The organism is Nonomuraea sp. NPDC003201 (assembly GCF_053590415.1).
Map to the genome: position 1 here is coordinate 1 of NZ_JBSFTC010000123.1, position 24166 is coordinate 24166.

The 24166-nt window shown below is 69.8% G+C and carries 24 protein-coding genes and 1 riboswitch; of the genes, 11 read left to right on the forward strand and 13 right to left on the reverse strand.

The window, feature by feature from the left end; all coding sequences use genetic code 11:
• The coding region (locus ACWDX9_RS33520; RefSeq protein ID WP_449961035.1) for a hypothetical protein at positions 1-1369 on the reverse strand (1369 nt) is incomplete at its 3' end.
• 352 nt (positions 1370-1721) lie between these two features.
• On the opposite strand from ACWDX9_RS33520, the gene ACWDX9_RS33525 reads away from it, so the two are divergent.
• The 3 genes from ACWDX9_RS33525 to ACWDX9_RS33535 all read left to right on the forward strand — a co-directional run bounded on the left by ACWDX9_RS33525 (position 1722) and on the right by ACWDX9_RS33535 (position 5427).
• Entirely contained in the window at positions 1722-3200 is a 1479-nt protein-coding gene (locus tag ACWDX9_RS33525) for an AMP-binding protein (RefSeq protein WP_449961037.1), read from the forward strand.
• Positions 3201-3293: 93 nt separating this feature from the next.
• Complete coding sequence (locus tag ACWDX9_RS33530) at positions 3294-3644, forward strand: hypothetical protein (RefSeq protein ID WP_364263633.1); 351 nt, start codon at positions 3294-3296, stop codon at positions 3642-3644.
• A gap of 136 nt (positions 3645-3780) precedes the next feature.
• Positions 3781-5427 (forward strand): DNA repair helicase XPB, encoded by a 1647-nt coding sequence (locus ACWDX9_RS33535; protein WP_449961040.1) that lies wholly within the window; start codon positions 3781-3783, stop codon positions 5425-5427.
• Positions 5428-5645: 218 nt separating this feature from the next.
• Here ACWDX9_RS33535 and ACWDX9_RS33540 read toward each other — a convergent pair whose 3' ends face one another.
• Positions 5646-5981, reverse strand: coding sequence for a hypothetical protein (locus ACWDX9_RS33540; protein WP_350738530.1), 336 nt, complete (start codon positions 5979-5981; stop codon positions 5646-5648).
• A gap of 558 nt (positions 5982-6539) precedes the next feature.
• Between ACWDX9_RS33540 and ACWDX9_RS33545 the strand changes: the two genes are divergently transcribed.
• The gene (locus ACWDX9_RS33545) at positions 6540-8540 is read left to right on the forward strand and encodes a HelD family protein (RefSeq protein WP_449961043.1); all 2001 of its coding nucleotides are present in this window, start codon (positions 6540-6542) and stop codon (positions 8538-8540) included.
• Between the two features lie 64 nt (positions 8541-8604).
• Positions 8605-9135, forward strand: a complete 531-nt coding sequence (locus ACWDX9_RS33550; RefSeq protein WP_449961046.1) for a YbhB/YbcL family Raf kinase inhibitor-like protein — start codon at positions 8605-8607, stop codon at positions 9133-9135.
• A gap of 144 nt (positions 9136-9279) precedes the next feature.
• Here the strand turns inward: ACWDX9_RS33550 and ACWDX9_RS33555 are convergent, their stop codons facing one another.
• The 6 genes from ACWDX9_RS33555 to ACWDX9_RS33580 form a co-directional block, all read right to left on the reverse strand.
• Positions 9280-9519, reverse strand: a complete 240-nt coding sequence (locus tag ACWDX9_RS33555; RefSeq protein WP_449961050.1) for a hypothetical protein — start codon at positions 9517-9519, stop codon at positions 9280-9282.
• A 145-nt stretch (positions 9520-9664) separates the two neighbouring features.
• Positions 9665-11290, reverse strand: coding sequence for a chaperonin GroEL (gene groL / locus ACWDX9_RS33560; RefSeq protein ID WP_449961052.1), 1626 nt, complete (start codon positions 11288-11290; stop codon positions 9665-9667).
• Between the two features lie 413 nt (positions 11291-11703).
• Complete coding sequence (locus ACWDX9_RS33565) at positions 11704-11904, reverse strand: cold-shock protein (RefSeq protein ID WP_068927743.1); 201 nt, start codon at positions 11902-11904, stop codon at positions 11704-11706.
• Positions 11905-12149: 245 nt separating this feature from the next.
• A complete protein-coding gene (locus ACWDX9_RS33570; RefSeq protein WP_185068974.1) occupies positions 12150-12425 on the reverse strand; it encodes a MoaD/ThiS family protein in 276 nt (91 codons plus the stop codon).
• A gap of 24 nt (positions 12426-12449) precedes the next feature.
• The gene (gene thrC, locus ACWDX9_RS33575) at positions 12450-13682 is read right to left on the reverse strand and encodes a threonine synthase (protein ID WP_364266533.1); all 1233 of its coding nucleotides are present in this window, start codon (positions 13680-13682) and stop codon (positions 12450-12452) included.
• 13 nt (positions 13683-13695) lie between these two features.
• Positions 13696-13837: riboswitch (SAM riboswitch) on the reverse strand.
• A 79-nt stretch (positions 13838-13916) separates the two neighbouring features.
• Positions 13917-14471: an RNA polymerase sigma factor gene (locus ACWDX9_RS33580; RefSeq protein ID WP_319719563.1), complete on the reverse strand. Its 555-nt coding sequence runs from the start codon at positions 14469-14471 to the stop codon at positions 13917-13919.
• Between the two features lie 31 nt (positions 14472-14502).
• Here ACWDX9_RS33580 and ACWDX9_RS33585 point away from each other — a divergent pair, with 31 nt between their 5' ends.
• On the forward strand, positions 14503-15933 hold the full coding sequence (locus ACWDX9_RS33585; protein ID WP_449961055.1) for an alpha,alpha-trehalose-phosphate synthase (UDP-forming): 1431 nt from the start codon (positions 14503-14505) through the stop codon (positions 15931-15933).
• A 6-nt stretch (positions 15934-15939) separates the two neighbouring features.
• Here ACWDX9_RS33585 and ACWDX9_RS33590 read toward each other — a convergent pair whose 3' ends face one another.
• Genes ACWDX9_RS33590 through ACWDX9_RS33600 form a run of 3 tightly spaced genes read right to left on the reverse strand, consistent with a single transcriptional unit; the run spans position 15940 to position 17659 of the window.
• Positions 15940-16515: a hypothetical protein gene (locus ACWDX9_RS33590; RefSeq protein ID WP_355212763.1), complete on the reverse strand. Its 576-nt coding sequence runs from the start codon at positions 16513-16515 to the stop codon at positions 15940-15942.
• Positions 16516-16550: 35 nt separating this feature from the next.
• The gene (gene otsB, locus ACWDX9_RS33595; protein WP_350742599.1) at positions 16551-17321 is read right to left on the reverse strand and encodes a trehalose-phosphatase; all 771 of its coding nucleotides are present in this window, start codon (positions 17319-17321) and stop codon (positions 16551-16553) included.
• 38 nt (positions 17322-17359) lie between these two features.
• Complete coding sequence (locus ACWDX9_RS33600) at positions 17360-17659, reverse strand: DUF3263 domain-containing protein (protein WP_350742598.1); 300 nt, start codon at positions 17657-17659, stop codon at positions 17360-17362.
• A 117-nt stretch (positions 17660-17776) separates the two neighbouring features.
• Between ACWDX9_RS33600 and ACWDX9_RS33605 the strand changes: the two genes are divergently transcribed.
• From ACWDX9_RS33605 to ACWDX9_RS33625, 5 genes are all read left to right on the forward strand, one after another.
• On the forward strand, positions 17777-18583 hold the full coding sequence (locus tag ACWDX9_RS33605; protein WP_449961059.1) for an SAM hydrolase/SAM-dependent halogenase family protein: 807 nt from the start codon (positions 17777-17779) through the stop codon (positions 18581-18583).
• A gap of 145 nt (positions 18584-18728) precedes the next feature.
• Positions 18729-19274, forward strand: coding sequence for a hypothetical protein (locus ACWDX9_RS33610; RefSeq protein ID WP_449961062.1), 546 nt, complete (start codon positions 18729-18731; stop codon positions 19272-19274).
• Complete coding sequence (locus ACWDX9_RS33615) at positions 19271-20395, forward strand: S8 family serine peptidase (RefSeq protein WP_449911998.1); 1125 nt, start codon at positions 19271-19273, stop codon at positions 20393-20395. Before ACWDX9_RS33610 ends, ACWDX9_RS33615 begins: the two co-directional genes overlap by 4 nt.
• Before the next feature lie 88 nt (positions 20396-20483).
• Complete coding sequence (locus tag ACWDX9_RS33620; RefSeq protein ID WP_449911999.1) at positions 20484-20888, forward strand: Zn-ribbon domain-containing OB-fold protein; 405 nt, start codon at positions 20484-20486, stop codon at positions 20886-20888.
• A complete protein-coding gene (locus tag ACWDX9_RS33625; RefSeq protein ID WP_449961064.1) occupies positions 20885-22069 on the forward strand; it encodes a lipid-transfer protein in 1185 nt (394 codons plus the stop codon). Before ACWDX9_RS33620 ends, ACWDX9_RS33625 begins: the two co-directional genes overlap by 4 nt.
• Before the next feature lie 51 nt (positions 22070-22120).
• Here ACWDX9_RS33625 and ACWDX9_RS33630 read toward each other — a convergent pair whose 3' ends face one another.
• Positions 22121-23134 (reverse strand): ABC transporter ATP-binding protein, encoded by a 1014-nt coding sequence (locus tag ACWDX9_RS33630; protein ID WP_449961067.1) that lies wholly within the window; start codon positions 23132-23134, stop codon positions 22121-22123.
• Positions 23121-24155 (reverse strand): ABC transporter ATP-binding protein, encoded by a 1035-nt coding sequence (locus ACWDX9_RS33635; protein ID WP_449961070.1) that lies wholly within the window; start codon positions 24153-24155, stop codon positions 23121-23123. Before ACWDX9_RS33635 ends, ACWDX9_RS33630 begins: the two co-directional genes overlap by 14 nt.
• Positions 24156-24166 lie beyond the last annotated feature (11 nt).

Consider the following 24166-nt stretch of genomic DNA (forward strand, 5'->3'; position numbering starts at 1 on the left):
GGCACCGGCCCGCGTGCTCGGCCAGCAGCGCCGACGCCCGTCCCGCCACACCCGCCGAGGGCCCGCCACCGGATTCCAGCCGCCGCAACCGCCGCACCGCGTCGGCCGGATACCGCACGGACAGCCCGCCGCCCAGCGCCACGGCCGCCGCCGTGGCGCGCGGGTCCAGGGGATCGGCCGTCCAGGCGAGCGCGATCCTGAGCGCCTCGGTGGCGAGCGTGTCGTCGGCGCACATGTACGACAGCGCGTCCCCCGCCGCCAGCCGCTCCGCGTTCCCGCCCCGCGCCCACACGTCCAGGAACTCCAACTGCGCGTCCTTCAGCGAGTACGCCGCGAGCAACGCCACCCCCTCGGCGGCCCGCGTCCGGACGTCGGCCCCCTCCCAGGCCAGCGAACGCACCCACTCGCGCAGCGGCTGCCACAGCCAGAACCCGTACCGTCCGACCAGCTCCGCGAGCACCTGCCCGCGGTGGTGCGGCACCCGGAAGACGACGCGGCCCTCCTCATGGGCGACCAGCGGATGGGACACGCGCGGCACCCGCCGTTCCTGCGCCTGGCAGATCCTCTCAAGTCTGGCGAACTGCCGCTCGAACACCGGCCCGCCCACCCCGTGCAGGAACGCGAGCGCGGCCACCTCCCGCACCTCGTGCAGCAGCGGCTTGGTGTCGAACCAGGCCGCCACGTCCTCCCCCGAGGGCTCGTCGTCCCCCACCAGCCGTCCGGCAAGGCGCACGACCTCGGCCGGCGTCGGCAGGGTCAGCGCCAGGTCCCTGGCCCGGGTGAGCTCCTCGGGGCTGTGGCCCGCGCGCAGTCCGTACGCCCTGAGGCACAGGTCGAACAGCTCCCCCGGCTCCGGCACGCCCCACGGCTGCTCCACCTCGGCCGCCTGGGAGGGGACCCCGTTCCTGGTGATGACCAGGTACGAGCCCAGCTCGGCCAGCTTGCGCGCCAGGTTGAGCAGCTCGATCCTGTCGGTGCTCTCGGCGATCCAGTCGTGCAGCAGGTACGCCCGCCCCGGCTCGTACTCGGTCCTGGACAGCAGGTCGGCGGCGCTGCCGGCGGGCGACAGCACAGTGATCGTGCTCTCGGCCAGGGACATCCGGGAGAGCAGGGCGATGGCGCCCAGCCGCTTGCCCGTCTCCTCCTCGCCCACGAGGACGAGCAGGTGGCGGACGCTGAGCCGGCGTACGGCCTCGGGGAAGCAGCCGGGCTCCAGGTAGGAGCGCAGGAGCGCGTCGGCGTCCCGCCGCTTCAGGTCCCTGGTGACCGGCGCGGCGAACGGCCGCAGGTGCTCGTACACCGTTAAGAAGCTCTGGCCGAGCGTTATGTCATCGAGGTCGATCTCGCCCGATTCAGGCGTTTCGGTCACGAATTCACCTCAGGGTTGACTGGAAAGTTTTCTACAGAAAATAACTACGCCTAACAAGTTTCTTCTTTTACTACGAAGAGCTCGCAGAGCGTCACCAGAGCCACCCTGACCTGGTCTTTCGCGTGACGTTCGCGTTCGGGGCCGCTTGACACGGACATGTCGATCATGGCTTCCCTTGCCTCGGCAGGCCCCATGGCCCCTAGATCTTCCACCATTACACGATCTAGGCCAACAAGAAAACACGAACGACCATAGAGGGAGATATGTTGTCATTTACCGGTCAACTGGGCCCCGCCCACCATGACTAGTCAAGGGTTGACGGCGTGACCACGATCGCATCAGGTTGGGCATTGTGACCGAGCAAACGCTGGGCCAGTTGGCCGAGGAGTCCTGGGGCCGCTTCGACGATCACGACGCGACGTTCTACGAGGGCGTCTGGCACCGCAGCCACGCGCTGGCCGAGCGGGCGCGCCGGATGTGCGGCGGGTTCGCGGAGGGCGGGATCGGGCCCGGCGACCGGGTGGTCGTGATGATGGCGAACTCCCCCGAGGTGCCGCTGATCTACCAGGCGCTGTGGGCGGCGGGCGCGGTGGTCACTCCGGCGGTGTTCCTGGTGGGCGCCGACGAGCTGCGGCACATCCTGCTCGACAGCGGCGCGTCCGCGATCGTCACCTCGCCCGAACTGGTGGATACCGTACGGGCCACCGCCGTCGATATCCCGATTTTTGTGGACACGGCCGAGCTGGAACGGGCTCCCGAACGCGGCCCGGTGACCAGGGACCCCGGTGATCTGGCCGCTCTGATGTACACCGGCGGCACCACGGGCCGGGCCAAGGGCGTCATGCTGAGCCACGGCGGCCTCTGGCGGGTGGCCAAGGACGTCTGGGACATGTCCCACCAAGAAGGCAAAAATCGTGCTTTGGTGCCCGTGCCGCTCTCGCACGCGTACGGGCTGATCATCTCGGTCGCCTCGATGCACGCGACGGAGCCGCAGCAGGCGGTGCTGATGCGCTGGTTCGAGCCGAAGACGTTCCTCGCGCTGGCCGCCGAGCAGCGCGTCCAGTACGGCACCGTCGTACCCTCCATGATCCAGCTGCTCCTCGCCGAGCCGCTCGAATCCCACCCGCTGCCCGACCTGTCCTTCCTCACCTGCGGCGCGGCGCCGCTCGGCAGGGACGTGCTGGAGGAGTTCGAGCGCAGGGTGCCGGGCGTGCAGATCCTCGAAGGGTACGGCCTGACCGAGACGAGCGCGGTGACCACGTTCAACCCGCCGGGCAGGCGCAAGGCCGGCAGCGTCGGCCTCCCGCTGCCCGGCTACACGATCGCCATCCGCGACGGCGAGGGCGAGGAGCTGGAGACCGGGGACGTCGGCGAGATCTGCGTCTCGGGCGAGGCGCTGATGCTCGGTTACTGGGGCGAGCAAGAGCCCGACCCCGAGGGCACCGCGCTGATCGGAAGGGAGCTGCGCACCGGCGACATCGGCTGCGTGGACGACGACGGCTACCTCTATGTCGTGGACAGGAAGAAGGACCTGATCATCCGGGGCGGCTTCAACGTGTTCCCCCGCGACGTCGAGGACGCCCTCAACCGCCACCCCGACGTGGTGGTCTCGGGCGTCGTGGGCCGCCCGGAGCCGCGGATCGGCGAGGAGGTCGTGGCGTTCGTCCAGCTCAGGCAGGACGCGACGGTGACGGCCGAGGAGCTGATCGAGTGGGCCCGCGAGCGCGTGGGGCGGGTGAAATATCCGCGCGAGGTGAGGTTCGTGGACTCGGTGCCGGTGACGAGCGTGCTCAAGCTCGATCGCAAGGCACTGCGGGCCCGCCTCGACTGACCGCCTTCGGCCCGGCGATCCATGGTGGGATCTCACAGCGCGGTCAGGCGCGCCTCCTTTCCGTGATAAGTGTTGACGTCTCTGGAGGTGAACATGAGCCAGGAAGATCCGTCGGGCTACCCGTACCAGCCTTATGGCGCCCCCTACGGCGAGCAGCAGCCACCGCCGTACGGCTACGGTTATCCCCCGCCGCGGCGCGACGACGGGCCCAGCGCCAACGCGATCGTCTCCCTCGTGCTCAACCTCCTCGCGCTCGTCGGGTGCTGCAACCTCCTCGGCCTGCCCGGCGCGATCCTGGCCGGCCTGGCGCTCGGCAAGGGCCGCACGGAGCCGCAGACCGCCCGCACGATGGTGATCTGGAGCTGGATCATGTTCGGGCTCGGCTTCGTGCTCAGCGCCGGCATCATCCTTTTCCTGGGCCTGTCCGGCTATCTCGACGACTGACCGCCGCGGCTCTTGGCCCCTCCGAGGACTAATCCGGGCGCGCGGGTTGTTGGAGTCTCGGAGCGGGAGAGCCAGGATCGGGAGACGATGGTCCTGTTGCGCGAGGCCCCGTACGGAACCCCACGGAGAAAAGCCAGTGAGCGATGGACCGCTGATCGTCCAGTCGGACAAGACACTGCTGCTCGAGGTCGACCACGAACGAGCGAACGACTGCCGTAAGGCGATCGCGCCGTTCGCCGAGCTCGAACGAGCTCCCGAACACGTGCACACCTACCGCGTCACCCCCCTGGCCCTGTGGAACGCCCGCGCCGCCGGACACGACGCCGAGCAGGTCATCGACGCGCTGATCGGTTTCAGCCGCTACCCCGTGCCGCACGCCCTGCTCGTGGACATCGCCGAGACCATGGCCAGGTACGGCCGGCTGCGGCTGGAGAAGGACCCGGTCAACGGCCTGGTCCTGACCTCCACCGACCGGGCGGTGCTGGAGGAGGTGCTGCGCTCCAAGAAGATCCAGCCGATGCTGGGCGAGCGGCTCGGCGCCGACTCGGTCATCGTCCACCCGAGCGACCGCGGCAACGTCAAGCAGGCCCTGCTCAAGCTGGGCTGGCCGGCGGAGGACCTGGCCGGCTACGTGGACGGCGAGCACCACCCGATCAAGCTGCTGCAGGAGGGCTGGGCGCTGCGGCCGTACCAGCAGGAGGCGGCCGACGCGTTCTGGCACGGCGGCTCCGGCGTGGTCGTGCTGCCGTGTGGCGCCGGCAAGACCATCGTCGGCGCGGCCGCCATGGCCCACGCGCAGGCCACCACGCTCATCCTCGTCACGAACACGGTCTCGGCCCACCAGTGGAAGACCGAGCTGATCAAGCGCACGTCGCTGACCGAGGACGAGATCGGCGAATACTCCGGCTCGAAGAAGGAGATCCGCCCCGTCACCATCGCCACGTACCAGGTGATGACCACCAGGCGGAAGGGCGTCTACTCGCACCTGGAGCTGTTCGACGCCCGCGACTGGGGCCTGATCGTCTACGACGAGGTGCACCTGCTGCCCGCGCCGATCTTCCGGATGACCGCCGACCTCCAGGCCCGCCGGCGGGTGGGGCTGACCGCGACGCTGGTGCGCGAGGACGGGCGCGAGGGTGACGTGTTCTCGCTGATCGGTCCCAAGCGGTACGACGCGCCCTGGAAGGAGATGGAGAACCAGGGCTGGATCGCCCCCGCCGACTGCGTAGAGGTGCGCGTCACGCTGACGGACGAGGAGCGGCTGGCGTACGCGATGGCCGAGTCCGAGGAGCGCTACCGCTTCTGCGCCACCACGCCGTCCAAGACCCACGTCACCGAGGCGCTGGTCCGCCGCCACCTGGGTGAGCAGGTGCTGGTCATCGGCCAGTACATCGACCAGCTCGACGAGCTCGGCGAGCACCTCAACGCGCCGGTCATCAAGGGCGAGACCAGGGTCAAAGAGCGGGAGCGGCTCTACCAGGCCTTCCGCGACAAGGAGATCCAGGTGCTGGTGGTGTCGAAGGTGGCGAACTTCTCCATCGACCTGCCGGAGGCCGCGATCGCGATCCAGGTGTCGGGCACGTTCGGCTCACGCCAGGAGGAGGCCCAGCGGCTCGGCCGGGTGCTGCGGCCCAAGGCCGACGGCGGGGGCGCCCGGTTCTACACGGTGGTCAGCAGGGACACGGTGGACCAGGAGTTCGCCGCGCACCGGCAGCGGTTCCTGGCCGAGCAGGGGTACGCGTACCAGATCATCGACGCCGACGACGTGCACGGCGAGGTGTGACGCCCGGCCGCTCATCTCGAGCGGCCAGGCATGTTCAGCGTGCTGTCACGTCCACGAAACTCCGCGGGCCGAAGACAATCGAACCACCCCCCTCACCTGCGTACTATCACGCCGCCTCCGACATACCCCCATGATCCGACAAACGCACCTGATATGCCCGAATTTTTCGGTATTTCCCGGTTGTTACCGATGAGAAGCTTCGAGCCGGCGGGGGCGCCCTACCGCGCCATCAGGCCGCCGAGGAACAGCACACCCTCCGCGACGACCCAGGCGCCCACTCCCGCGCCCATGACCCGCCCGAACGTGCGCGGGTCCTGCCTGGACCACGGGATGAGCCAGGCGGCCGCCGTGCAGCAGGCGGCGAGCGCGGCGAACAGCCCCGATACCGTGGAGACCGTACCAAGACGCTGGGAGCAGGTCGAAGCGGACTCGCCGCCTTGGCAGAACGCCTCCGACCCCCAGCCCGCGAAGACGGACAACGCCCAGAGGGCGGCGAGCAGGAAACTGGCGATCGTGGGAATGATCGGCGAAAAACGCAGCTGAATCCGCGCCATCACCTGTCCCTACCCCTCCCCGCAGACCGCTACTCGCCCCGATCATCACCCCACCGCCGCCCTCTCACCCCACCGCCGCGCTTGGACTCTCCGGCGCAGCGCGACGCCGTTTTCGCCCGGTCGAGCATCCCTCCCCCGCCGCGCCGGTTGCCGACCCGGGCCGGGCACGCTCATCGGCCCCCCACCCTCATGACCGCCCGCCCGACCCGCGCCGTACCGGCCCCCGAGGAGCCGCGCCGACGACGCCGGTTGGGCGCCGAAGCTGAGAGCAGCGGCGGGCGGGCAAACGGCGGGACGGCGAGCCGACCAGGCGGGAAGGGCGGGCGAACGACGGAGACGGCGGGCGGCCGAGCGGAGACGACCGACGGAGACGGCAGGCGGCCAGCGGGGACGGCGGATGACCGGCCAGGACGGTGGGTGGCTGGGTGGAGCCGGTGGGCGGGGCGGCGCGTGGGTGGTCGGCGGGGTAAATGCTTTGGAGGCCGCCCCGCGTCGCCATTAGACTGGCCGATTCGCTGCCTTACCACCTTCGTTTCCGACCCAGGGAGGCGCTTTCGCATGCCCGGACACCAATTGGCCCCCGACATACCCTCCGACGTACTGGCCTCCGAGCAGGCTCACCTGGCCGAGTCCAGGGCCGCGCTCAAGGCGATGCGCGCCCACGCCCAGTCGCTGTCCTCGGACGCGGCGGGTGACTGGGTGTCGCAGCAGATCCTCCAGTCCCTCCTCGACCAGCGCGTCGCCGCGCTGGCCGACCACCCCGACACCCCGCTGTTCTTCGGCCGCCTCGACCGGCAGGCGGGTGACGACCTCCCCGGCACGATCTACGTGGGCCGCCGCCACGTGCACGACGGCGGTAGCAAGCCCCTGGTCATCGACTGGCGCGCGCCGGTGTCCCAGGCGTTCTACCAGGCCAGCCCCGCCGACCCCATGGGAGTCGTACGGAGGCGCCGCTTCGGATATCACGGCGGCGCGCTGACCGCGTTCGAGGACGAACCGCTGGGCGAGGGCGGCGAGATCGGCCCGTCACAGATCCTCACCAACGAGATCGAGCGCCCGCGCACCGGCCCGATGCGTGACATCGTCGCCACCATCCAGCCGGACCAGGACGAGATCGTCCGATCCACCCTGGCCCAGACGGTGTGCGTTCAGGGCGCCCCCGGCACCGGGAAGACCGCCGTGGGCCTGCACCGGGCCGCGTATCTCCTGTACACGCACCGCGAGCGGCTCGCCAGGGCGGGCGTGATGATCGTCGGCCCGAACCGCGCCTTCCTGTCGTACATCTCCTCGGTGCTCCCCGCGCTCGGCGAGGTCAAGGTCGACCAGACCACGGTGGGCGGGCTGCTCGGCGAGTACGCCGCCGAAGAGGACCCGATGGTGGCGGCGGTGAAGGGCGACGCCAGGATGGCGGCGGTGCTCGAACGCGCGCTCTGGCTGCACATCGTCAAGCCCGAGGACGGCGTGGTCTTCTCCAAGGGCGCCTACCGCTACCGGGTGGCTGACTACGAGGTACGCGAGATCGTGGCCTCCTTGCGCGGCACCACGCGATACAACCCCGGCCGGGCGGCACTCGCGCAGCGGCTGGCCCACATGGTGCTCGTACGAATGGAGCAGCGCGGCGAATCGCCCGACGACCGGGTGCAGGACGCCGTGGCCAGGTCGAAACCGGTGAAACAGCTCGTCGATACGGTCTGGCCCAAACTAACGCCGGAGCAAGTCCTTTATCGCCTCCTCTCCGACCCAGAATTCCTGACAAAGGCCGCTAAATCCGATTTGTCGCCGGATGAGCAGGAAATGCTTATATGGCGGAAGCCGTACCGGAGCTGGAAGTCCGCGAAATGGTCCGCCGCGGACGCCGCGCTCCTGGACGAGCTGCGCGACTTCATGGAGCGCACCCCGTCCCTGGGCCACCTCGTGGTGGACGAGGCCCAGGACCTCTCCGAGATGCAGCTGCGAGCGCTCGGCCGCCGCTGCCGCAACGGCTCGGCCACCGTCCTCGGCGACCTGGCCCAGGGCACGACCCCGTGGTCCACCAGCTCGTGGGAGTCGGTGCTCCAGCACCTGGGCCAGCGCGAAGGCGAGGTGACGGAGCTGACGCTCGGCTTCCGCGTGCCGCGGGAGGTCCTCGACTACGCCGCCCGGCTGCTCCCCTCCATCGCCCCCGACCTGGCCGCGCCGCGGTCGCTGCGCCCCGGCCTCGGCTCGCTCGCGGTACGCCCCGGTGGCTCGATCGCGGAGGCCGCCGCGGAGGTCCTCACCAGGGAGGGCTCCATCGGTGTCATCGTCCCTGACGCCCTGGTCGCCGACGTCTCCCGCGCGCTGGCCGACCTCTCCCACGCCGTGCTCGGCCCCGACTCGGACGAGGAGCACCGCCTCCTGATCGTGCCCGCGACCCTGGCCAAGGGTCTGGAGTACGACCACGTCATCGTCGTGGAGCCCGCGGACATCGTCGCGGCCGAACCCAGGGGCCTGGCCAGGCTGTACGTGGTGCTGACCCGTGCGGTGACGTCCCTGACGGTCCTGCACGACAAGCCGCTGCCGGCCGAGCTGACGGGCTGATCGTCGGCGGGCACGGCCGCTTCTAGGATGGCTGAGCAAGGAGCTCTCAACCTAGGAGGATGCCGTGCCAGCACCGCTTCCACATGAACACCTGCCGTCGGTTCCCGCGCTCGTGGTCGAGAGCGACGACATCCAGGACGGCGAGCGGCTGAACGACCTCCACGTCTTCAACGACTGGGGCATGAAGGGCGGCAACCAGTCGCCGCACCTCCGCTGGTCCGGCGCACCCGCCGAGACCCGCAGCTACGCCGTCACCTGCTATGACCCCGACGCCCCCACGGGCAGCGGCTTCTGGCACTGGGTGCTGTTCGACCTCCCGGCCTCGATGACGGAGCTGCCGGCGGGCGCGGGCACCGGCCCGGAGTTCAAGGGCCTGCCCGCGGAGGCGGTCCACGCCCGCAACGACTACGGCACCAAGGAGTACGGCGGCGCGGCCCCGCCCCCCGGCGCCCCGCACCGCTACGTCTTCACGGTGCACGCCCTCGGCGTCGACAAGCTGGGCGTGGACGGCGACGCCAGCCCGGCGGTGGTGGGCTTCAACATCACCGCCAACACCCTGGCTCGCGGCCACGTCGTCGCGACCTACAGCACCTGACCGCGCCCACGGCCGCACCGCCCTCCGGAGGGCGGTGCGGCAGGCGCGAAAAGGGAAGCCGCCCCCGTAACGGGCGGGCCGGAAAAAGGGAGACGCCCCACCGCGAAGGGCAGGGCGTCCGAGAGACCGAGAGCGCGGCAGGCGTCAGCCGAACACTGCGCAAGAGGCCCCGAGCTGCGGCAGCAGCTCCTCGACGAGCGGGACTCCCAGCTTGGACTCGCCGGCCAGCGTCCCCGTGGTCAGGCAGAGCGGCGCCTGCACCACCTTCATGAGCTGACCGGTGAGGACCGGGGTGCCGGACGCATGGGCAGGGACGGCGAAGGCGGCCGCGGCGGCCGCGCTCAGAATGGCGATGCCGAAAATACGCTTGCTGCGGGAAAGCATCCTCTACTCCTTCGTTGAGGTGTGTGATCACCACCTTTCCTCACTCGGAGTAGCGGATCAATTATGAAACGTAATGGCTGATAAACGAAAACAAGAGCGACCCGGAAAACCGGGCCGCTCTTGTTATGAACAGCGAAGAAAAGACCTAGAAGTCCATGTCGCCGCCGCCCGGCATGGCCGGAGCAGCAGCGTTCTTCTCGGGCTTCTCGGCGATGACGGCCTCGGTGGTGAGGAAGAGCGCCGCGATGGAAGCGGCGTTCTGCAGCGCCGAGCGCGTCACCTTGGCCGGGTCGAGGATGCCCGCCTCGAACATGTTGACGTACTCGCCGGAAGCGGCGTTCAGGCCCTCACCCGGGGTGAGGTTGCGAACGCGCTCCACCACGACGCCGCCCTCGAGGCCGGCGTTGACCGCGATCTGCTTCAGCGGCTCCTCCAGAGCCTTGCGCACGATCGCCGCACCCGTGGCCTCGTCGCCCGACAGCTCCAGCTTGTCGAACGCCTTGGCGCCGGCCTGCAGCAGCGCCACGCCACCGCCGGGCACGATGCCCTCCTCGACGGCCGCCTTGGCGTTGCGCACGGCGTCCTCGATGCGGTGCTTGCGCTCCTTCAGCTCGACCTCGGTCGCCGCGCCGGCCTTGATGACCGCCACGCCACCGGCCAGCTTGGCCAGCCGCTCCTGGAGCTTCTCACGGTCGTAGTCGGAGTCGGTGCGCTCGATCTCGGCGCGGATCTCGTTGACCCGGCCGGCGATCTGCTCGGGGTCACCGGCGCCGTCGACGATCGTCGTCTCGTCCTTGGTCACCACGACCTTGCGGGCGCGGCCGAGCAGGTCGAGGGTGGCGTTCTCGAGCTTGAGACCGACCTCCTCGGCGATGACCTGGCCACCGGTCAGGATGGCGATGTCGTTGAGCATGGCCTTGCGGCGGTCGCCGAAGCCCGGGGCCTTGACGGCCACGGAGCGGAACAGGCCGCGGATCTTGTTGACGACCAGGGTCGCCAGGGCCTCGCCCTCGATGTCCTCGGCGATGATCAGCAGCGGCTTGCCCGACTGGACGACCTTGTCGAGCAGCGGCAGCAGATCCTTGTTGGCGGAGATCTTGCTGTTGACGATCAGGATGTACGGGTCCTCGAGCACGGCCTCCATGCGGTCCGAGTCGGTGACGAAGTACATCGACGTCATGCCCTTGTCGAAGCGCATGCCCTCGGTGAGCTCGAGCTCGAGGCCGAAGGTGTTGCTCTCCTCGACGGTGATGACGCCTTCCTTGCCGACCTTGTCCATCGCCTCGGCGATGAGCGAGCCGATCTCGGGGTCGGCGGCGGAGATGGAGGCCGTGGAAGCGATCTGCTCCTTGGTCTCCACGTCCTTGGCCAGCTTGGAGAGCTCCTCGCTGACGCGCTCGACGGCGGCCTCGATGCCCTTCTTCAGGCCCATCGGGTTGGCGCCGGCGGCCACGTTGCGCAGACCCTCGCGCACCAGCGCCTGGGCGAGCACGGTGGCGGTGGTGGTGCCGTCACCCGCGACGTCGTCGGTCTTCTTGGCGACTTCCTTGACCAGCTCGGCGCCGATCTTCTCCCACGGGTCCTCGAGCTCGATCTCCTTGGCGATGGAGACACCGTCGTTGGTGATCGTGGGGGCGCCCCACTTCTTCTCCAGCACGACGTTGCGGCCCTTGGGGCCCAAGGTCACCTTGACGGCGTCGGCGAGCTGGTTCATACCACGCTCGAGACCGCGCCGGGCGTCCTCGTCAAACGCGATCATCTTGGCTGCCATAAGGCTAGACCTCCCAGATGCAGGGTGGCTTGTCGTGGACCGAGCCGACGCCCGCGACGGCATGGGTCAGCATCTCCTTCGGCAGACCCCATCGTCCCGATCCGAGTGTTGGCACTCTGCTGCACAGAGTGCCAACGAACTGTTTAGCACTCTACCCTGTCGAGTGCAAGCGAGAAGCCTCCTACCGGGCCTTTTCTCCCCATATCAGCCTGTACGGCGGAGCCGTCCATCGCCGGCCGCAGGACCCCGCACCTGCGACGAGCCGCGTCCAGGCCACCGCAGGTGGCGGGATCCATACGCACGGCGAGCCGCCTCGCGCGGCTCGCCGTGACCGAGTCGACGAAAGAAAGGTGGCGGGCTCGCACGGACTGCGCTGCCGGGCGATCCCCGCCGGTGCATACCAGGGGGGTGTATCAGACCGCGCGGACGGACTCCGCTTGAGGTCCCTTCTGGCCCTGCGTGATCTCGAACTCGACCCGCTGGCCCTGTTCGAGAGATCGGTACCCGTCCATCATGATCGCTGAGTAATGGACGAATACATCCTTACCACCGTCTACCGCGATGAAGCCGTAGCCCTTGTCCGCGTTGAACCACTTGACGGTGCCCTGCGCCACTTCCGACTCCTCTTACTGGGCTTTCAGATCTCGCCCATTCCTCCGCGAGACCCGTAATCGCCGGACTTAAGGGAAAATCAGCCAGACGATCGCCCTCGACCATACCTGTGGCACGGGGTTTGGCAACAGAGTCAATCTGCAAACGACGCATTTCTTCGCAACGAAGGCGCTTCAACGTTTCATTTGCCCTGGAAATGGAGAAGGCGCCCACTAGGGGCGCCTTCCACACGTGTGATCTATAGCACTCAGCCGCCGGCAACCGCCGGGATGATTGAGATCTGAGTGCCCTCAGGTGCCGGAGTGTCGAGCCCGTCGGCGAAACGGACGTCCTCTTCCCCAACGTAAACGTTGACAAAACGACGAATCTTGCCCGATTCATCCAGAATTCTCGCGCCGATCCCCGGGTAGTCCGAGTCGAGCTTGGCAAGCACGTCACGAAGAGTCGCGCCCTCACCACTGACTTCGGCGTTGCCCCCGGTGTAGGTGCGCAGAATGGTGGGAATCCGCACCGAAACGCTCATGGTTAAACTCGCCTTTCCTGGTTGTCAGACAGTCGCGCGGAACGCGTCGAGGGAGGGCCGGATCACGGCCGTGGGCTGGGCGTCGTCGCTGATCGCGTCGAGTGTCTTGAGCCCGTCGCCGGTGTTGAGGACCACGGTCTCGGCCTCGGGGTCGAGCCGCCCGCTCTCGGCGAGCTTCTTCAGCACGCCCACGGTCACCCCTCCCGCGGTCTCGGCGAAGACGCCCTCCGTCGAGGCCAGGAGCTTGATCGCGGCCACGATCTCGGCGTCCGTGACGTCCTCGACGGCCCCGCCGGTGCGCCGGGCGATGTCGAGCACGTACGGTCCGTCGGCCGGGTTGCCGATGGCCAGCGACTTGGCGATGGTGTCGGGCTTGACCGGCTGGACGACGTCGTGCCCCGCCTTGTACGCGGTGGAGACCGGCGAGCACCCGGCCGCCTGCGCTCCGAAGATCTTGTACGGCGTGTCCTCGACCAGCCCCAGCTGGACCAGCTCGCGGAAGCCCTTGTCGATCTTGGTGAGCTGCGAGCCGGAGGCGATGGGGATGACGATCTGCTCGGGCAACCGCCACCCGAGCTGCTCGGCGATCTCGTACGCGAGCGTCTTGGAGCCCTCGGCGTAGTAGGGCCGCAGGTTGACGTTGACGAACCCCCACTTGTCACCCAGCGGGTCGCCGATCAGCTCGGAGCAGAACCGGTTGACCTCGTCATACGTGCCTTCGATCCCGATCAGCTTGCCGCCGAACACGCGAGCCATGGCGATCTTGGCCGCTTCGAGGTTGGCCGGGATGAACACGCACGCCTCGAGCCCGGCGCGCGCCGCCGCCGCGGTGACCGCGCCCGCGAGGTTGCCCGTGGAGGAGCAGGAAAGGGTGTGGAAGCCGAAGTTACGCGCCGCCTCGACGGCGATGGCGACGACCCGGTCCTTGAAGGAATGGGTGGGGTTGCCCGAGTCGTCCTTCACGTACAGGTTCTTGAGACCGAGTGCGCGTCCGAGGTTTCCGGCCTTGACCAGTTTGGTCCAACCCGGGTTCATATTGGGCTTACTCGCGACGTCAACCGGCACCGGGAGCAGCGACCGGTAACGCCAGATGTTGGCGGGACCCGACTCGATGTCGGAGCGGGTCACCGTACCGAAGGAATAGGCCGCTTCGAGCGGCCCGAAACACTCCAGACACGCGAAGCTCGGACCGAGCGGGTAACGCGTGCCGCACTCGCGGCAGGACAGACCGACAGCAGGACCAAAGTCGAGCGACATGAAGCGAGGCCTTCCCTCATCTTCGCCTGCGGCCACCTTGACCGCAGACCGGAATTGGCACCTTGTCCCGGTCGGCCTCGCCAGGTCGCGAGTCTCAAACCGGGAGGGTTGCCGGGGCTTCGCAGGGCCGGTCCCTCCACCCCTCTGGATGAGCAATATTCAGTTGTTGAAAAGGACTCTACCCGTCCGTGGGGCCCAAATGGCCACCCGTCTCAAGATGCGAGACGTGGCGTCTCAGCGATAATCATCACCCAGCACTCCCTGCACGTATTTGCGGGCCTGGTGAATGCGCGACTTGGCGGTGCCCAGGGGAATGCCGAGCTGCTCGGCCACCTCGTTGTAGTCGAGCTGGACGATGTCGCGCAGCACCAGCGCCTGCGCCAGGTCGGGCTTGTCGGCCTCCAGCGCCTCCATGGCGTCGAGCAGGTCGAGCCGGGAGCCCGCGATCACGCTCACCCGCGCCACGTCGGGCTTCTGCGTGGGCAGCTCGTCCGAGGTCTGCTCGGCCGCGCGCCGTTTGAGCGACCTGTACGTGGTGCGCGCGCAGTTGGCCGTCACGATGTGCAACCAGGTGCTGAACCGCGCCCGGCCCTCGAACCGGCCGATGTTGCGCGCCACGGCCAGCAACGTGTCCTGCGAGGCTTCCTCGGCATCCTGGTGATAGGGGAGGATCCGGGCGCAGTGCCGCATCACATCCGGCTCGATCCGCGCCAGGAGCTCGCCAAGTGCGCGATGATCTCCTCCTGCGGCCGAGCGGGCGAGTTCCTCGGTTAGCTCATCAAGCGCCATAGCTGGGATCCTATGGGCGAAGGGAGCGTAGATGAACAGCGTCCTGGTGGCCTCCAACAGAGGGCCCGTTTCCTTTACCGTCTCGGACGACGGCGAGCTGACCATGAAACGCGGTGGCGGCGGCCTGGTTTCGGCACTGTCCGAGGTGGCCAGGAAGGACGGCATGCTGTGGGTGTGCGCGGCGCTGTCCGACGGCGACCGCAGCGCCGTGCGCCTGGTGCCGGGCGGCCGCATCGACCACGCCGGCTACGACACGGGCCCGCTGCGCATGCTCGACATCCCGCCCGCCACCTTCCACCGCGCCTACAACGCCGTGGCCAACTCCACCCTGTGGTTCGTCAACCACCTGCTCTACGACATCCCGAACTCGCCCAACTTCGGCACGAGGTTCGAGCGCGAGTGGGAGTCCTACCGCGACTACAACGGCGCGTTCGCGCTGGCGCTGGCCGACGAGGCCGGCCACGGCGCCCGCGTCATGGTGCAGGACTACCACCTGACGCTGACCCCGGCGATGCTCCGCGCCGAGCGGCCGGACCTGCGCATCGCCCACTTCAGCCACACCCCGTGGGCGCCCCCCGAATACTTCTCGCTGCTGCCCGACGAGGTGGTCGGAGAGGTCCTGGAGGGCATCCTGGGGGCCGATCACGCCGGATTCCTGGCCGACAGGTGGGCGCAGGCGTTCATGGACTGCTGCGAGGCGCTGCTGGGCGCGGAGGTCGACCGCGTGGGCCGCAGCGTCACCCACGAGGGCCGGACCACCCGCATCGGCGTGCACAGCCTCGGCGTGGACGGCGACGCGCTGTGGGAGCGCGCCGTCGAGCCCGACGTCGAGTCGCACATGACCGCGCTCAGGGAGCAGGTGGGCGACCGCCGGCTGATCGTCCGCATCGACCGCACCGAGCTGTCGAAGAACATCGTGCGCGGCCTGGTGGCCTACCGCGAGTTCCTCGCCGCGCACCCGGAGTGGCACGGCAAGGTGGTGCACCTGGCGTTCGCCTACCCGAGCCGGCACGACCTGCCCGAATACCGCGAATACACCGCGTCGGTGCTGCGCTGCGCGCAGGAGATCGAGGACGAGTACGGCACCGAGGACTGGGACCCGCTGATCCTCAACGTCAACGACGACTACCCGCGTTCGCTGGCCGCGTACCGGATGGCCGACGTGCTGCTGGTCAACCCCATCCGCGACGGGATGAACCTGGTCGCCAAGGAGGGCCCGATCCTGTCCACGAGGTGCGCGCTCGTGCTCTCGCGCGAGGCGGGGGCGGCGGCCGAGCTGGGCCCGCACGCGCTCGTGGTGAACCCGTACGACATCAGCGGGACGGCCGCCGCGCTGCACGCCGCGCTCGTCATGCCGGAGGACGAGCGCCGCATGCGGCGCGACAAGCTGCACGCCGCGGCCACCGCCCTGCCCCCGCAGAAGTGGCTCGCGGCCCAGCTCGACGCGCTGGCCGAGATCTGACCTCGGTCAGGTCCAGTCGGCGTGCTTGAGCGTGTCGGCCAGCCCCGGCGTGTTCCACTGGTCCACGATGAGGATCTTGCTCTGCGGCAGGTACCACTCGCGCTGCGTGAAGCGGAGCAGCACCTTCGTGGTCGAGCCCGAATACTTGACGCACTCCGACTGCCACGCGTTGTAGGCGGCCTTGTGCCCCGCGCCGACCTGGCGCAGGCCCCTGGTGACCTTCGGGCCGATGGCCTCGCCCCACTTCCGGTTGAACGGGCACGGCTGCACGTCGCTCGCCGTGTAGAAGGGCCGCTTGCCGGTGTACGGGCCGAACCCCTCGGCGCCGCGCTTGATGGACGAGGGGCCGAGGACGTAGAAGGCGTCGCACTCGGGCGTCCCCCAGCCCATGGGCTTGCCGCACTTGCCGGTCACGATCTGGACATCGTCGCCGAAGCGGTGGACCACCCACTTGATCGGGATGTACAGGGTCAGGCCCTTGCGCAGCTTGACCGCCTGGGCGGGTGCGGCGTGCGCGGGCAGGGAGGTCGCGAGGAGGGTGGCCGCGGCCACGGCCACGGCGGCGAGGTGTCGCTTGTGCATGCGCCCGACCCTAGGGAGCGCGACTTGCAGCTCAATCACGAACGGCTGAAAGCCGCCACAAGCTCCTCCAGCAGCGCGACGACGCCGTCGGGCCCGTCCACCACGATGTCGGCCCGCTCGGCCAGCTCGGTGACCTCCGCGGAGCCGCTGCACACGGTCACGCCGGGCAGGCCCGAGAGGCGTACGGCCTCGAACGCGGCCAGGTCGCCGAGATCGTCGCCCACGAACATGACGGACCTGGCGGCCCGCTCCGCCAGGAACAGGCTGAGCGCCTGCCCCTTGTCCATGCCCGGCGGCCGCAGCTCCAGCACGAAGCGCCCCGGCTCGACCACCAGGCCGCGCTTGCCGGCCAGCTCGGCCAGCGGCTCGCGCAGCCTGGCCAGCGCGCCTTCCGGGTCGGAGCTGCGCCTGGTGTGCACGGCGACGGCCCGGCCCTTGTCCTCGATGGTGACGTCGCGCAGGCCCAGCGACTCGAGCAGCAGCTGCAGCTCGGCCTCGGCCTCGAGCACGCCCGGAGGCGGCGGGGGGCCGGAGATCTGCCCGGCCTCCCAGCGCTCGAAGCCGTAGTGGCCGAGCACGACCAGCCGGGGCACGTCGGCCAGGCCCGGCCCGAGCTCCAGCGCGGTGGCCGGCGGCCGGCCGGTCACGATGGCCACCGCCAGGACGTGGGCGCCGAGCTCGGCCAGCACCTCCGGCGCCTTCGGATGGATCACGGCCTCGGCGGGATCGGGCACGATCGGCGACAGGGTTCCGTCGAAGTCGAGCCCGATCACGGCGCCCGCCGGGTCGTCCAAGATCGCTTTCATTCCAGGGATGTTCCTCACGCGGCTGCCGTACCCAGCCGTCAGGGACGCATGCCGAGTCTCCTGGCGGCGCGGTCACGCTGACGGGTGGACCGTAACCTGCGCAGCCGCTTGACCAGCATGGGATCGTGCTCCAGCGCCTCCGGCCGGTCGATCAGCTCACCGAGCAACTGGTAGTAGCGCGTGGCGGAGAACCCGAAGCTCTCCTTGATGGCCTGCTCCTTCGCGCCCGCGTAGCGCCACCATTGGCGTTCGAAGGCGAGGAGTTCGAGATCGCGTTCTGAGAGGGGTTGGCCGGACGTCTCCTGGGCAGCATTGTCACCGCTGAGCGGTGCTCCCATGGTGTCCTCCTCGGGAAAGGTGCGTGCGACGACTCCGCACGCACGCGGCCCGTGGCCAATCGTAATGTGCGAAGTGCGGCTGTTCACGACGTATTGAGAGACGTACAGTCACGAAATGTGACCTCAGTAATCACGCTCCTCACCGACTACGGACTCGAAGACGGCTATGTGGCGGCGTGTCACGGAGTGATCGCCGGAATCGCCCCCGAGGCGCGGGTGATCGACGTGTGCCACCTGATCCCCGCAGGTGACGTACGGCGTGGCGCGGCGATTCTCGCCCAGACCATTCCGTACCTTCCTGCGGGCATCCATATCGGCGCGGTCGATCCCAGCGCGGGCGGCGCCCGGCGGGCGGTGGCCGTCGAGGCGGGCGGGCGGGTGTTCATCGGGCCCGACAACGGGCTGCTGTCGTGGGCCGTGCACGCCAGCGGCGGCGCCGAGGCCGCCTACGCGATCAGCAACGAGGAGCACTTCCTGCGGCCGGTCTCCCCCACCTTCCACGGGCGCGACGTCTTCTCGCCGGTCGCGGGGCGGCTGTGCGGCGGGCTGAGACCGTCGGACCTGGGGCCCGAGGTGCCGATCGGCAGGCTGGTGACGCTGCCGGCGCCGACCACGCTGCTGCGTGAGGGCTCGGTGGAGGGCGAGGTCGTCTCGGTCGACCGCTACGGCAACACCCAGCTCTCGATCGCGGTCGGGGACCTGCACGCGCTGGGCGTGCGGGTGGGCGACACGCTGGGGGTCTGGCTGGGCCGGCGGCAGCTCTCGCTGCCCTACCGGGAGACGTTCGCGGCGGTGCCGCCGGGGGAGCTGGTGGCGTTCGCGGACTCGGCGGGGCTGATCGCGATCGCGGTCAATTCCGGTGACGCAGCGCAGCGGCTGGGGCTCCCACCTGGCGCACATGTCCGACTCTCCCCTACTCCATAGGACGAAGGCACACAGATCGGAATTACTCCGCGTATCGGTCTGTTTACCGAAGCGTCGGAATGAATCAGCGGGCACGTGTCAGAATGCAACGCGCGGGCGTCCCTCCCCTCCCCTCCAGAGGTCGACGTTGTACCAGCTGTCCATCGTGCTGCTCTCCATAATGTCCGCGATCTGGCCCGCGCCGGAGCCGCCCGTGTCAGAGCGCTGGCACGCGTGGCCCGTCGCGCAGATCTTCCCCGCGACCCTGCCCGGGGTCAGCCCGTCGGGGGCGCGGGTCACGTACGAGCTGGCCGGGGTCGCCCCCGAGGCGCCCTGCCGGACGGCGTTCCAGCCCGCCGCCGTCCGGCGCGGCTGCCGCGTGGCCCTGCGCGCCACGTACGCCGACAGCACGCAGACGTTCGTCGCCACCGTGGGCATCGCCGTGCTCGACACGCCCGGACGCGACTACTTCCGCGTGGGACGGCCCGCGACCGTGCGGCCGGTGGCCTTTCCCCGGGGGCCGGCCGAGCGCTTCGGCGAGCGGCAGTACTTCACCGGGGTGGTGCTCAGGTCCGACGAGCGCTACGTGGTGGCGACGGCCGCCGGGTACGCCGACGGCCGGCCGTACCAGCCGGGTGACCGCCTCGCGCCCCGGCTGCGCGCCACGGCGCGGCAGCTCGCCACCGAGTTGCACCGGACGCTCACCCGATGAGCAGGCTCGCCGTCGCCTTCCTCGTCACCGCGCTGGTGGTGGGAACCGTTCCGGCGAGCGCCACCGACGACGTGGGCGAGGCCGCCCGGGCGGGACAGTGGCAGCTCGCCGCGATGCGGCTGCCCGAGGCGTGGCGGTCGAGCAGGGGCGAGGGCGTGATCGTCGCCGTGCTCGACACCGGCGTGAACGGCCGCCACCCCGACCTGGAGGGCGCCGTGATCCAGGGCCCCGACCTGACCGGGACCGCCAAGGGCCTCTGGGGGCGGCACGGGACCGCCATGGCCAGCCTGATCGCCGGGCGCGGCCACGGCGACGAGCACAAGGGCGGCGTGATCGGGGTGGCGCCCGCGGCCAGGGTGCTGTCCATCCGGGTCACGCTGGAGAACGGCGACCCGCTGCGCGAGCAGCAGCGCGCCGGCGGGCGCGACGCGCTGGCCAAGGGCATCCGGTACGCGGTCGACCACGGGGCCGGCGTGATCAGCATGTCGCTGGGCGGCGGCAGCGGCGCGTGGGAGGGCTCGCCCTCGGAGGAGGAGGCCATCCAGTACGCGATCGCGCGCGGCGCCGTGCTGGTGGCCTCGTCGGGCAACGACGGCGGCACGGCCAACAGGAAGAACTTCCCCGCCGCCTATCCCGGGGTGATGGCCGTGGGGGCGGTGGACCGGGAGCTCAGGGTGGCCGCGTTCTCCAACAGGCAGGACTACCTGTCGGTGGTCGCGCCGGGCACCGAGATCGTCACGGCCGACGCGCGCGACTCCTACGTGGTGAGCGACGGCACCAGCTCGGCGGCGGCCATGGTGGCGGGCGTGGCGGCCCTGATCAAGTCCGCGTATCCCGACATGTCGCCCTACCACGTACGGACGGCCATCGAGCTCGGCACCAGGCTGCAGCCGGCCGACGGCCACAGCCCCGCCTACGGGCACGGGGTGGCCAACGCCCTGCTCGCCCTGAGGGAGGCCGCCCGCCTGGACCCGCCCGGCGCCGGCCTCGCCCACCCCGGCCCGTACTTCGGCGACGGCCCACCGCCCGCCTCCCGGGGGCCGGTGGTGGCGGGCATGGTGATGCTCGCCGCGGCGATGTCCGCCCGCATCCTCGTCCGCCACCGCAAACGCCGCCCCTGACCCCCAACCCGACCCTCCCTCCCCCAAAAGGACAGAAGGGACGTCGGCGAGTCGTTACCCTAGCAAGCGCTTGTGCGATACTGGCGGCATGACGTTAGCGATCGAGGGCTGGTTCGCCATCGACGAGGACGGCGTCTTCCTCCTGGGCACCAGCTGCGCCACCTGCGGCACCGTCACCTTCCCGCCCCGTCCCGGCCTCTGCCCCAACCCCCGCTGCGACGCCACCTCGATGGAGACGACCCGCCTCCCCCGCCGCGGCCGGGTGTGGTCGTACACGAACGCCTGCTACCCACCCCCCGCCCCCTACGTCGCCGCGGACCCGTACGTGCCGGTGACGCTGGCCGCCGTCGAGCTCGACGAGGTGGGGATCGTGGTGCTCGGGCAGGTCAAGGGCCTCACCGTGAACGAGCTGGAGGTCGGCATGGAGCTGGAGCTCACCTCCGGGCCGCTGTCGGACGGACCGCTGATGTGGATGTGGGAGCGGGTCTCATGAGCGTGGTCGTGCTGGGCGTCGGGATGCATCCGTGGGGCAAGTGGGGCAGGCCCTTCCTGGAGTACGGCGTCGCCGCCGCCCGCGCGGCCCTGCGGGACGCCGGGGTGGCGTGGACCGACGTGGAGTTCGTGGTCGGGGCGGACACGATCAGGAACGGCTACCCGGGCTTCGTCGCGGGCGCCTCCTACGCGCAGGCGCTGGGCTGGTCGGGCGCCAGGATCGCCTCCTGCTACGCGGCGTGCGCCTCCGGCGCCCAGGCCGTGGACATCGCCCGCACGCGCATCCTCGCGGGCCTGTGCGACGTGGCGCTGGTGGTCGGGGCGGACTCGACCCCGAAGGGCTTCTTCAAACCGGTCGGCGGCGACCGCCCCGACGACCCCGACTGGCTCCGCTTCCGCCTGCTGGGCGCCACCAACCCCGCCTACTTCGGCCTGTACGCCCGCAGGCGCATGGCCGTGCACGGCTCGACCCCGGCCGACTTCGCCGCCGTCAAGGTCAAGAACTCGCGGGCCGGCTCGCTCAACCCCATGGCCCGCTACCGCAAGCCCGTCACCGCCGAGGAGGTGCTGGCCTCGCCCCTGGTCGCCGACCCGCTGCGCCTCATGGACATCTGCGCCACCTCGGACGGAGGCGCTGCGGTGGTCCTGGCCTCGGAGTCCTACGCCCGCCGCCGGGGCCTGCGGGCTCCGGTACGCCTGGCCGCCGTCTCCACCGTCACCCCGACCTTCCCCAGCACGATCCTGGAGCTGCCGAACTTCGCCACCGATTCCCGCGTCGCCGTACCGGCCCCTGAGAGGCCCTTCAGAGCGGCGATCGCGCACGCGGCGTACGAGGAAGCAGGGGTGGGACCTGAGGACGTCTCACTGGCGGAGGTGTACGACCTCTCGACGGCCCTGGAACTGGACTGGATGGAGGACGTCGGCCTGTGCCAGCCAGGGGAGGCGGCCAAGCTGCTGCACGACGGGGAGACGGGGCTCGGCGGCCGGATCCCGGTCAACCCCTCGGGCGGCCTGGCCTCCTTCGGCGAGGCGATCCCGGCCCAGGCGATCGCCCAGCTCTGCGAGCTGACCGCGCAGCTGCGGGGCGAGGCCGGCGACCGCCAGGTCCCCGTCGCCCGCGTCGGCCTCGCCGCCAACCAGGGCCTGTTCGGCCACGGCTCCGCGCTGATCGTCACCACGTAGAAACGCGAAGACCCTCCGGGGGAGCTCCCTCGGAGGGTCTTATGAGGCGTGTCAGCCTACGTGCACCACGTCGTGCGTCTCCGCGAAGTGGCAGGCGCTTTCGTGCCCGGTACCCGGACGGATCTGCAGCAGCGGCTCCTCCTCGGCGCAGATCTCCTGCGCCTTCCAGCACCGCGTACGGAACCGGCATCCCGACGGCGGGTTCGCCGGGGACGGCGGGTCGCCCTGCAGGATGATCCGCTCCCGCTGCTCCCGGCCCTCCGGGTCGGGCACCGGCACCGCCGAGAGCAGCGCCTGCGTGTACGGGTGCGCGGGCCTGTCGTAGATCTCGGTGTCCTTCCCGAGCTCCACGAACTTGCCCAGGTACATCACGCCCACCCGGTCGGAGATGTGCCGCACCACCGACAGGTCGTGGGCGATGAAGATGTACGCCAGGTCGAACTCGTTCTGCAGCCGCTCCAGCAGGTTGATCACCTGCGCCTGGATGGACACGTCCAGGGCCGACACCGGCTCGTCGCAGACGATGATCTCCGGCTGGAGCGCCAGCCCTCGGGCGATGCCGATGCGCTGCCGCTGTCCACCGGAGAACTGGTGCGGGTAGCGGTTGATGTGGTCGGGGTTGAGCCCGACGACCTCCAGCAGCTCCTGCACCTTCTTGCGGCGGTCGCCGCGCGGCGCCGCGTCGCTGTGGATCTCGTACGGCTCGCCGATGATGTCGCCGACGGTCATCCGGGGGTTCAGCGAGGTGTACGGGTCCTGCATCACCATCTGGATGTTGCGGCGCATCCGCTTGAGCTCGCCGCCCTTGGCCTTGCCGATGTCCCGGCCGTTGATCAGCACCGAGCCCGAGGTCGGCCGCTCCAACGCCATCAGCACCTTGGCGAGGGTGGACTTGCCGCAGCCCGACTCGCCCACGATGCCCAGCGTCTCGCCCTTGTGCAGGTCGAACGACACGCCGTCGACGGCCTTGATCGCGCCGATCTGCCGCTTGAAGAGGATGCCCTGGGTCAGGGGGAAGTGCTTGACCAGGTCGCGTACCTCGAGGATGCGCTCACCGTTCGCCATCGAGGACCTCCCTCCAGTAGTGGCACGCGCTGCCTCGGGTGCCGCTGATCTCGTGGAGCGGGGGTGCGTCGGTCACGCAGTCGTCCTGCCGGTAGGGGCACCGGGGGTGGAACGCGCAACCGGTCGGCAGGTCGAGCAGGTTGGGCGGCAGGCCCTTGATCGCGTACAGGTCCTGGCCCTTGAGGTCGACCCGGGGGATCGACTCCAGCAGGCCCTTCGTGTACGGATGCGCGGGGCCCTTGTAGATGTCGTGCACGGGGGCCTTCTCCACGATGCGACCCGCGTACATGACGGCGATCTTGTCGGCCACGTCGGCCACGACGCCGAGGTCGTGCGTGATCAGGATCAGGCCCATCTGGCTCTCGCGCTGCAGCTCGGCCAGCAGCTCCATGATCTGGGCCTGGACGGTCACGTCGAGCGCCGTGGTCGGCTCGTCCGCGATCAGCACCTCGGGGTCCAGCGCGATCGACATCGCGATCATGATGCGCTGGCGCATGCCCCCGGAGAACTGGTGCGGATAGTCGTTCACGCGCTGCCTGGCGGCCGGGATGCGGACCCGGTCCATCAGCTCGACGGCCTTCTTCATGGCGTCGCGCTTGGACATGCCGCGGTGTACCCGGAACATCTCGCTGATCTGCCAGCCCACGGTGAACACCGGGTTGAGCGCGGAGAGCGCGTCCTGGAAGATCATCGCGATGCGCTGGCCGCGCACCTGCGTGCGCGCCTCCTCCGACAGCCTGAGCAGGTCGGTGCCCTTGAAGCGGATCTCCCCCTTGGGGATGACCGCCGGCGGCATGTCGAGAATGCCCATGATCGCCTGCGCGGTCACGGACTTGCCCGAACCCGACTCGCCCAGCACCGCGAGCGTCTCACCGGGGCTGACCGTGTAGCTCACGCCGTTCACAGCGCGTACGACCCCGGCACGCGTACGGAACTCCACGTGCAGGTTGTCGACCGCGAGCAGCGGTTGGTCGCCCAGCCCTCCCTCGGCGGGCAACACATCCGTTGACGTCTTCTTCACTTGATCCCCCC

Bases quoted from the DNA above. Each gene is read 5' to 3' on its own strand.
- ACWDX9_RS33530 (WP_364263633.1), top strand. From the start codon at position 3,294: ATGAGCCAGGAAGATCCGTCGGGCTACCCGTACCAGCCTTATGGCGCC.
- ACWDX9_RS33540 (WP_350738530.1), bottom strand. From the start codon at position 5,981: ATGGCGCGGATTCAGCTGCGTTTTTCGCCGATCATTCCCACGATCGCC.
- ACWDX9_RS33545 (WP_449961043.1), top strand. From the start codon at position 6,540: ATGCCCGGACACCAATTGGCCCCCGACATACCCTCCGACGTACTGGCC.
- ACWDX9_RS33555 (WP_449961050.1), bottom strand. From the start codon at position 9,519: ATGCTTTCCCGCAGCAAGCGTATTTTCGGCATCGCCATTCTGAGCGCG.
- groL (WP_449961052.1), bottom strand. From the start codon at position 11,290: ATGGCAGCCAAGATGATCGCGTTTGACGAGGACGCCCGGCGCGGTCTC.
- ACWDX9_RS33570 (WP_185068974.1), bottom strand. From the start codon at position 12,425: ATGAGCGTTTCGGTGCGGATTCCCACCATTCTGCGCACCTACACCGGG.
- thrC (WP_364266533.1), bottom strand. From the start codon at position 13,682: ATGTCGCTCGACTTTGGTCCTGCTGTCGGTCTGTCCTGCCGCGAGTGC.
- ACWDX9_RS33580 (WP_319719563.1), bottom strand. From the start codon at position 14,471: ATGGCGCTTGATGAGCTAACCGAGGAACTCGCCCGCTCGGCCGCAGGA.
- ACWDX9_RS33585 (WP_449961055.1), top strand. From the start codon at position 14,503: ATGAACAGCGTCCTGGTGGCCTCCAACAGAGGGCCCGTTTCCTTTACC.
- ACWDX9_RS33590 (WP_355212763.1), bottom strand. From the start codon at position 16,515: ATGCACAAGCGACACCTCGCCGCCGTGGCCGTGGCCGCGGCCACCCTC.
- otsB (WP_350742599.1), bottom strand. From the start codon at position 17,321: ATGAAAGCGATCTTGGACGACCCGGCGGGCGCCGTGATCGGGCTCGAC.
- ACWDX9_RS33600 (WP_350742598.1), bottom strand. From the start codon at position 17,659: ATGGGAGCACCGCTCAGCGGTGACAATGCTGCCCAGGAGACGTCCGGC.
- ACWDX9_RS33615 (WP_449911998.1), top strand. From the start codon at position 19,271: ATGAGCAGGCTCGCCGTCGCCTTCCTCGTCACCGCGCTGGTGGTGGGA.
- ACWDX9_RS33620 (WP_449911999.1), top strand. From the start codon at position 20,484: ATGACGTTAGCGATCGAGGGCTGGTTCGCCATCGACGAGGACGGCGTC.
- ACWDX9_RS33625 (WP_449961064.1), top strand. From the start codon at position 20,885: ATGAGCGTGGTCGTGCTGGGCGTCGGGATGCATCCGTGGGGCAAGTGG.
- ACWDX9_RS33630 (WP_449961067.1), bottom strand. From the start codon at position 23,134: ATGGCGAACGGTGAGCGCATCCTCGAGGTACGCGACCTGGTCAAGCAC.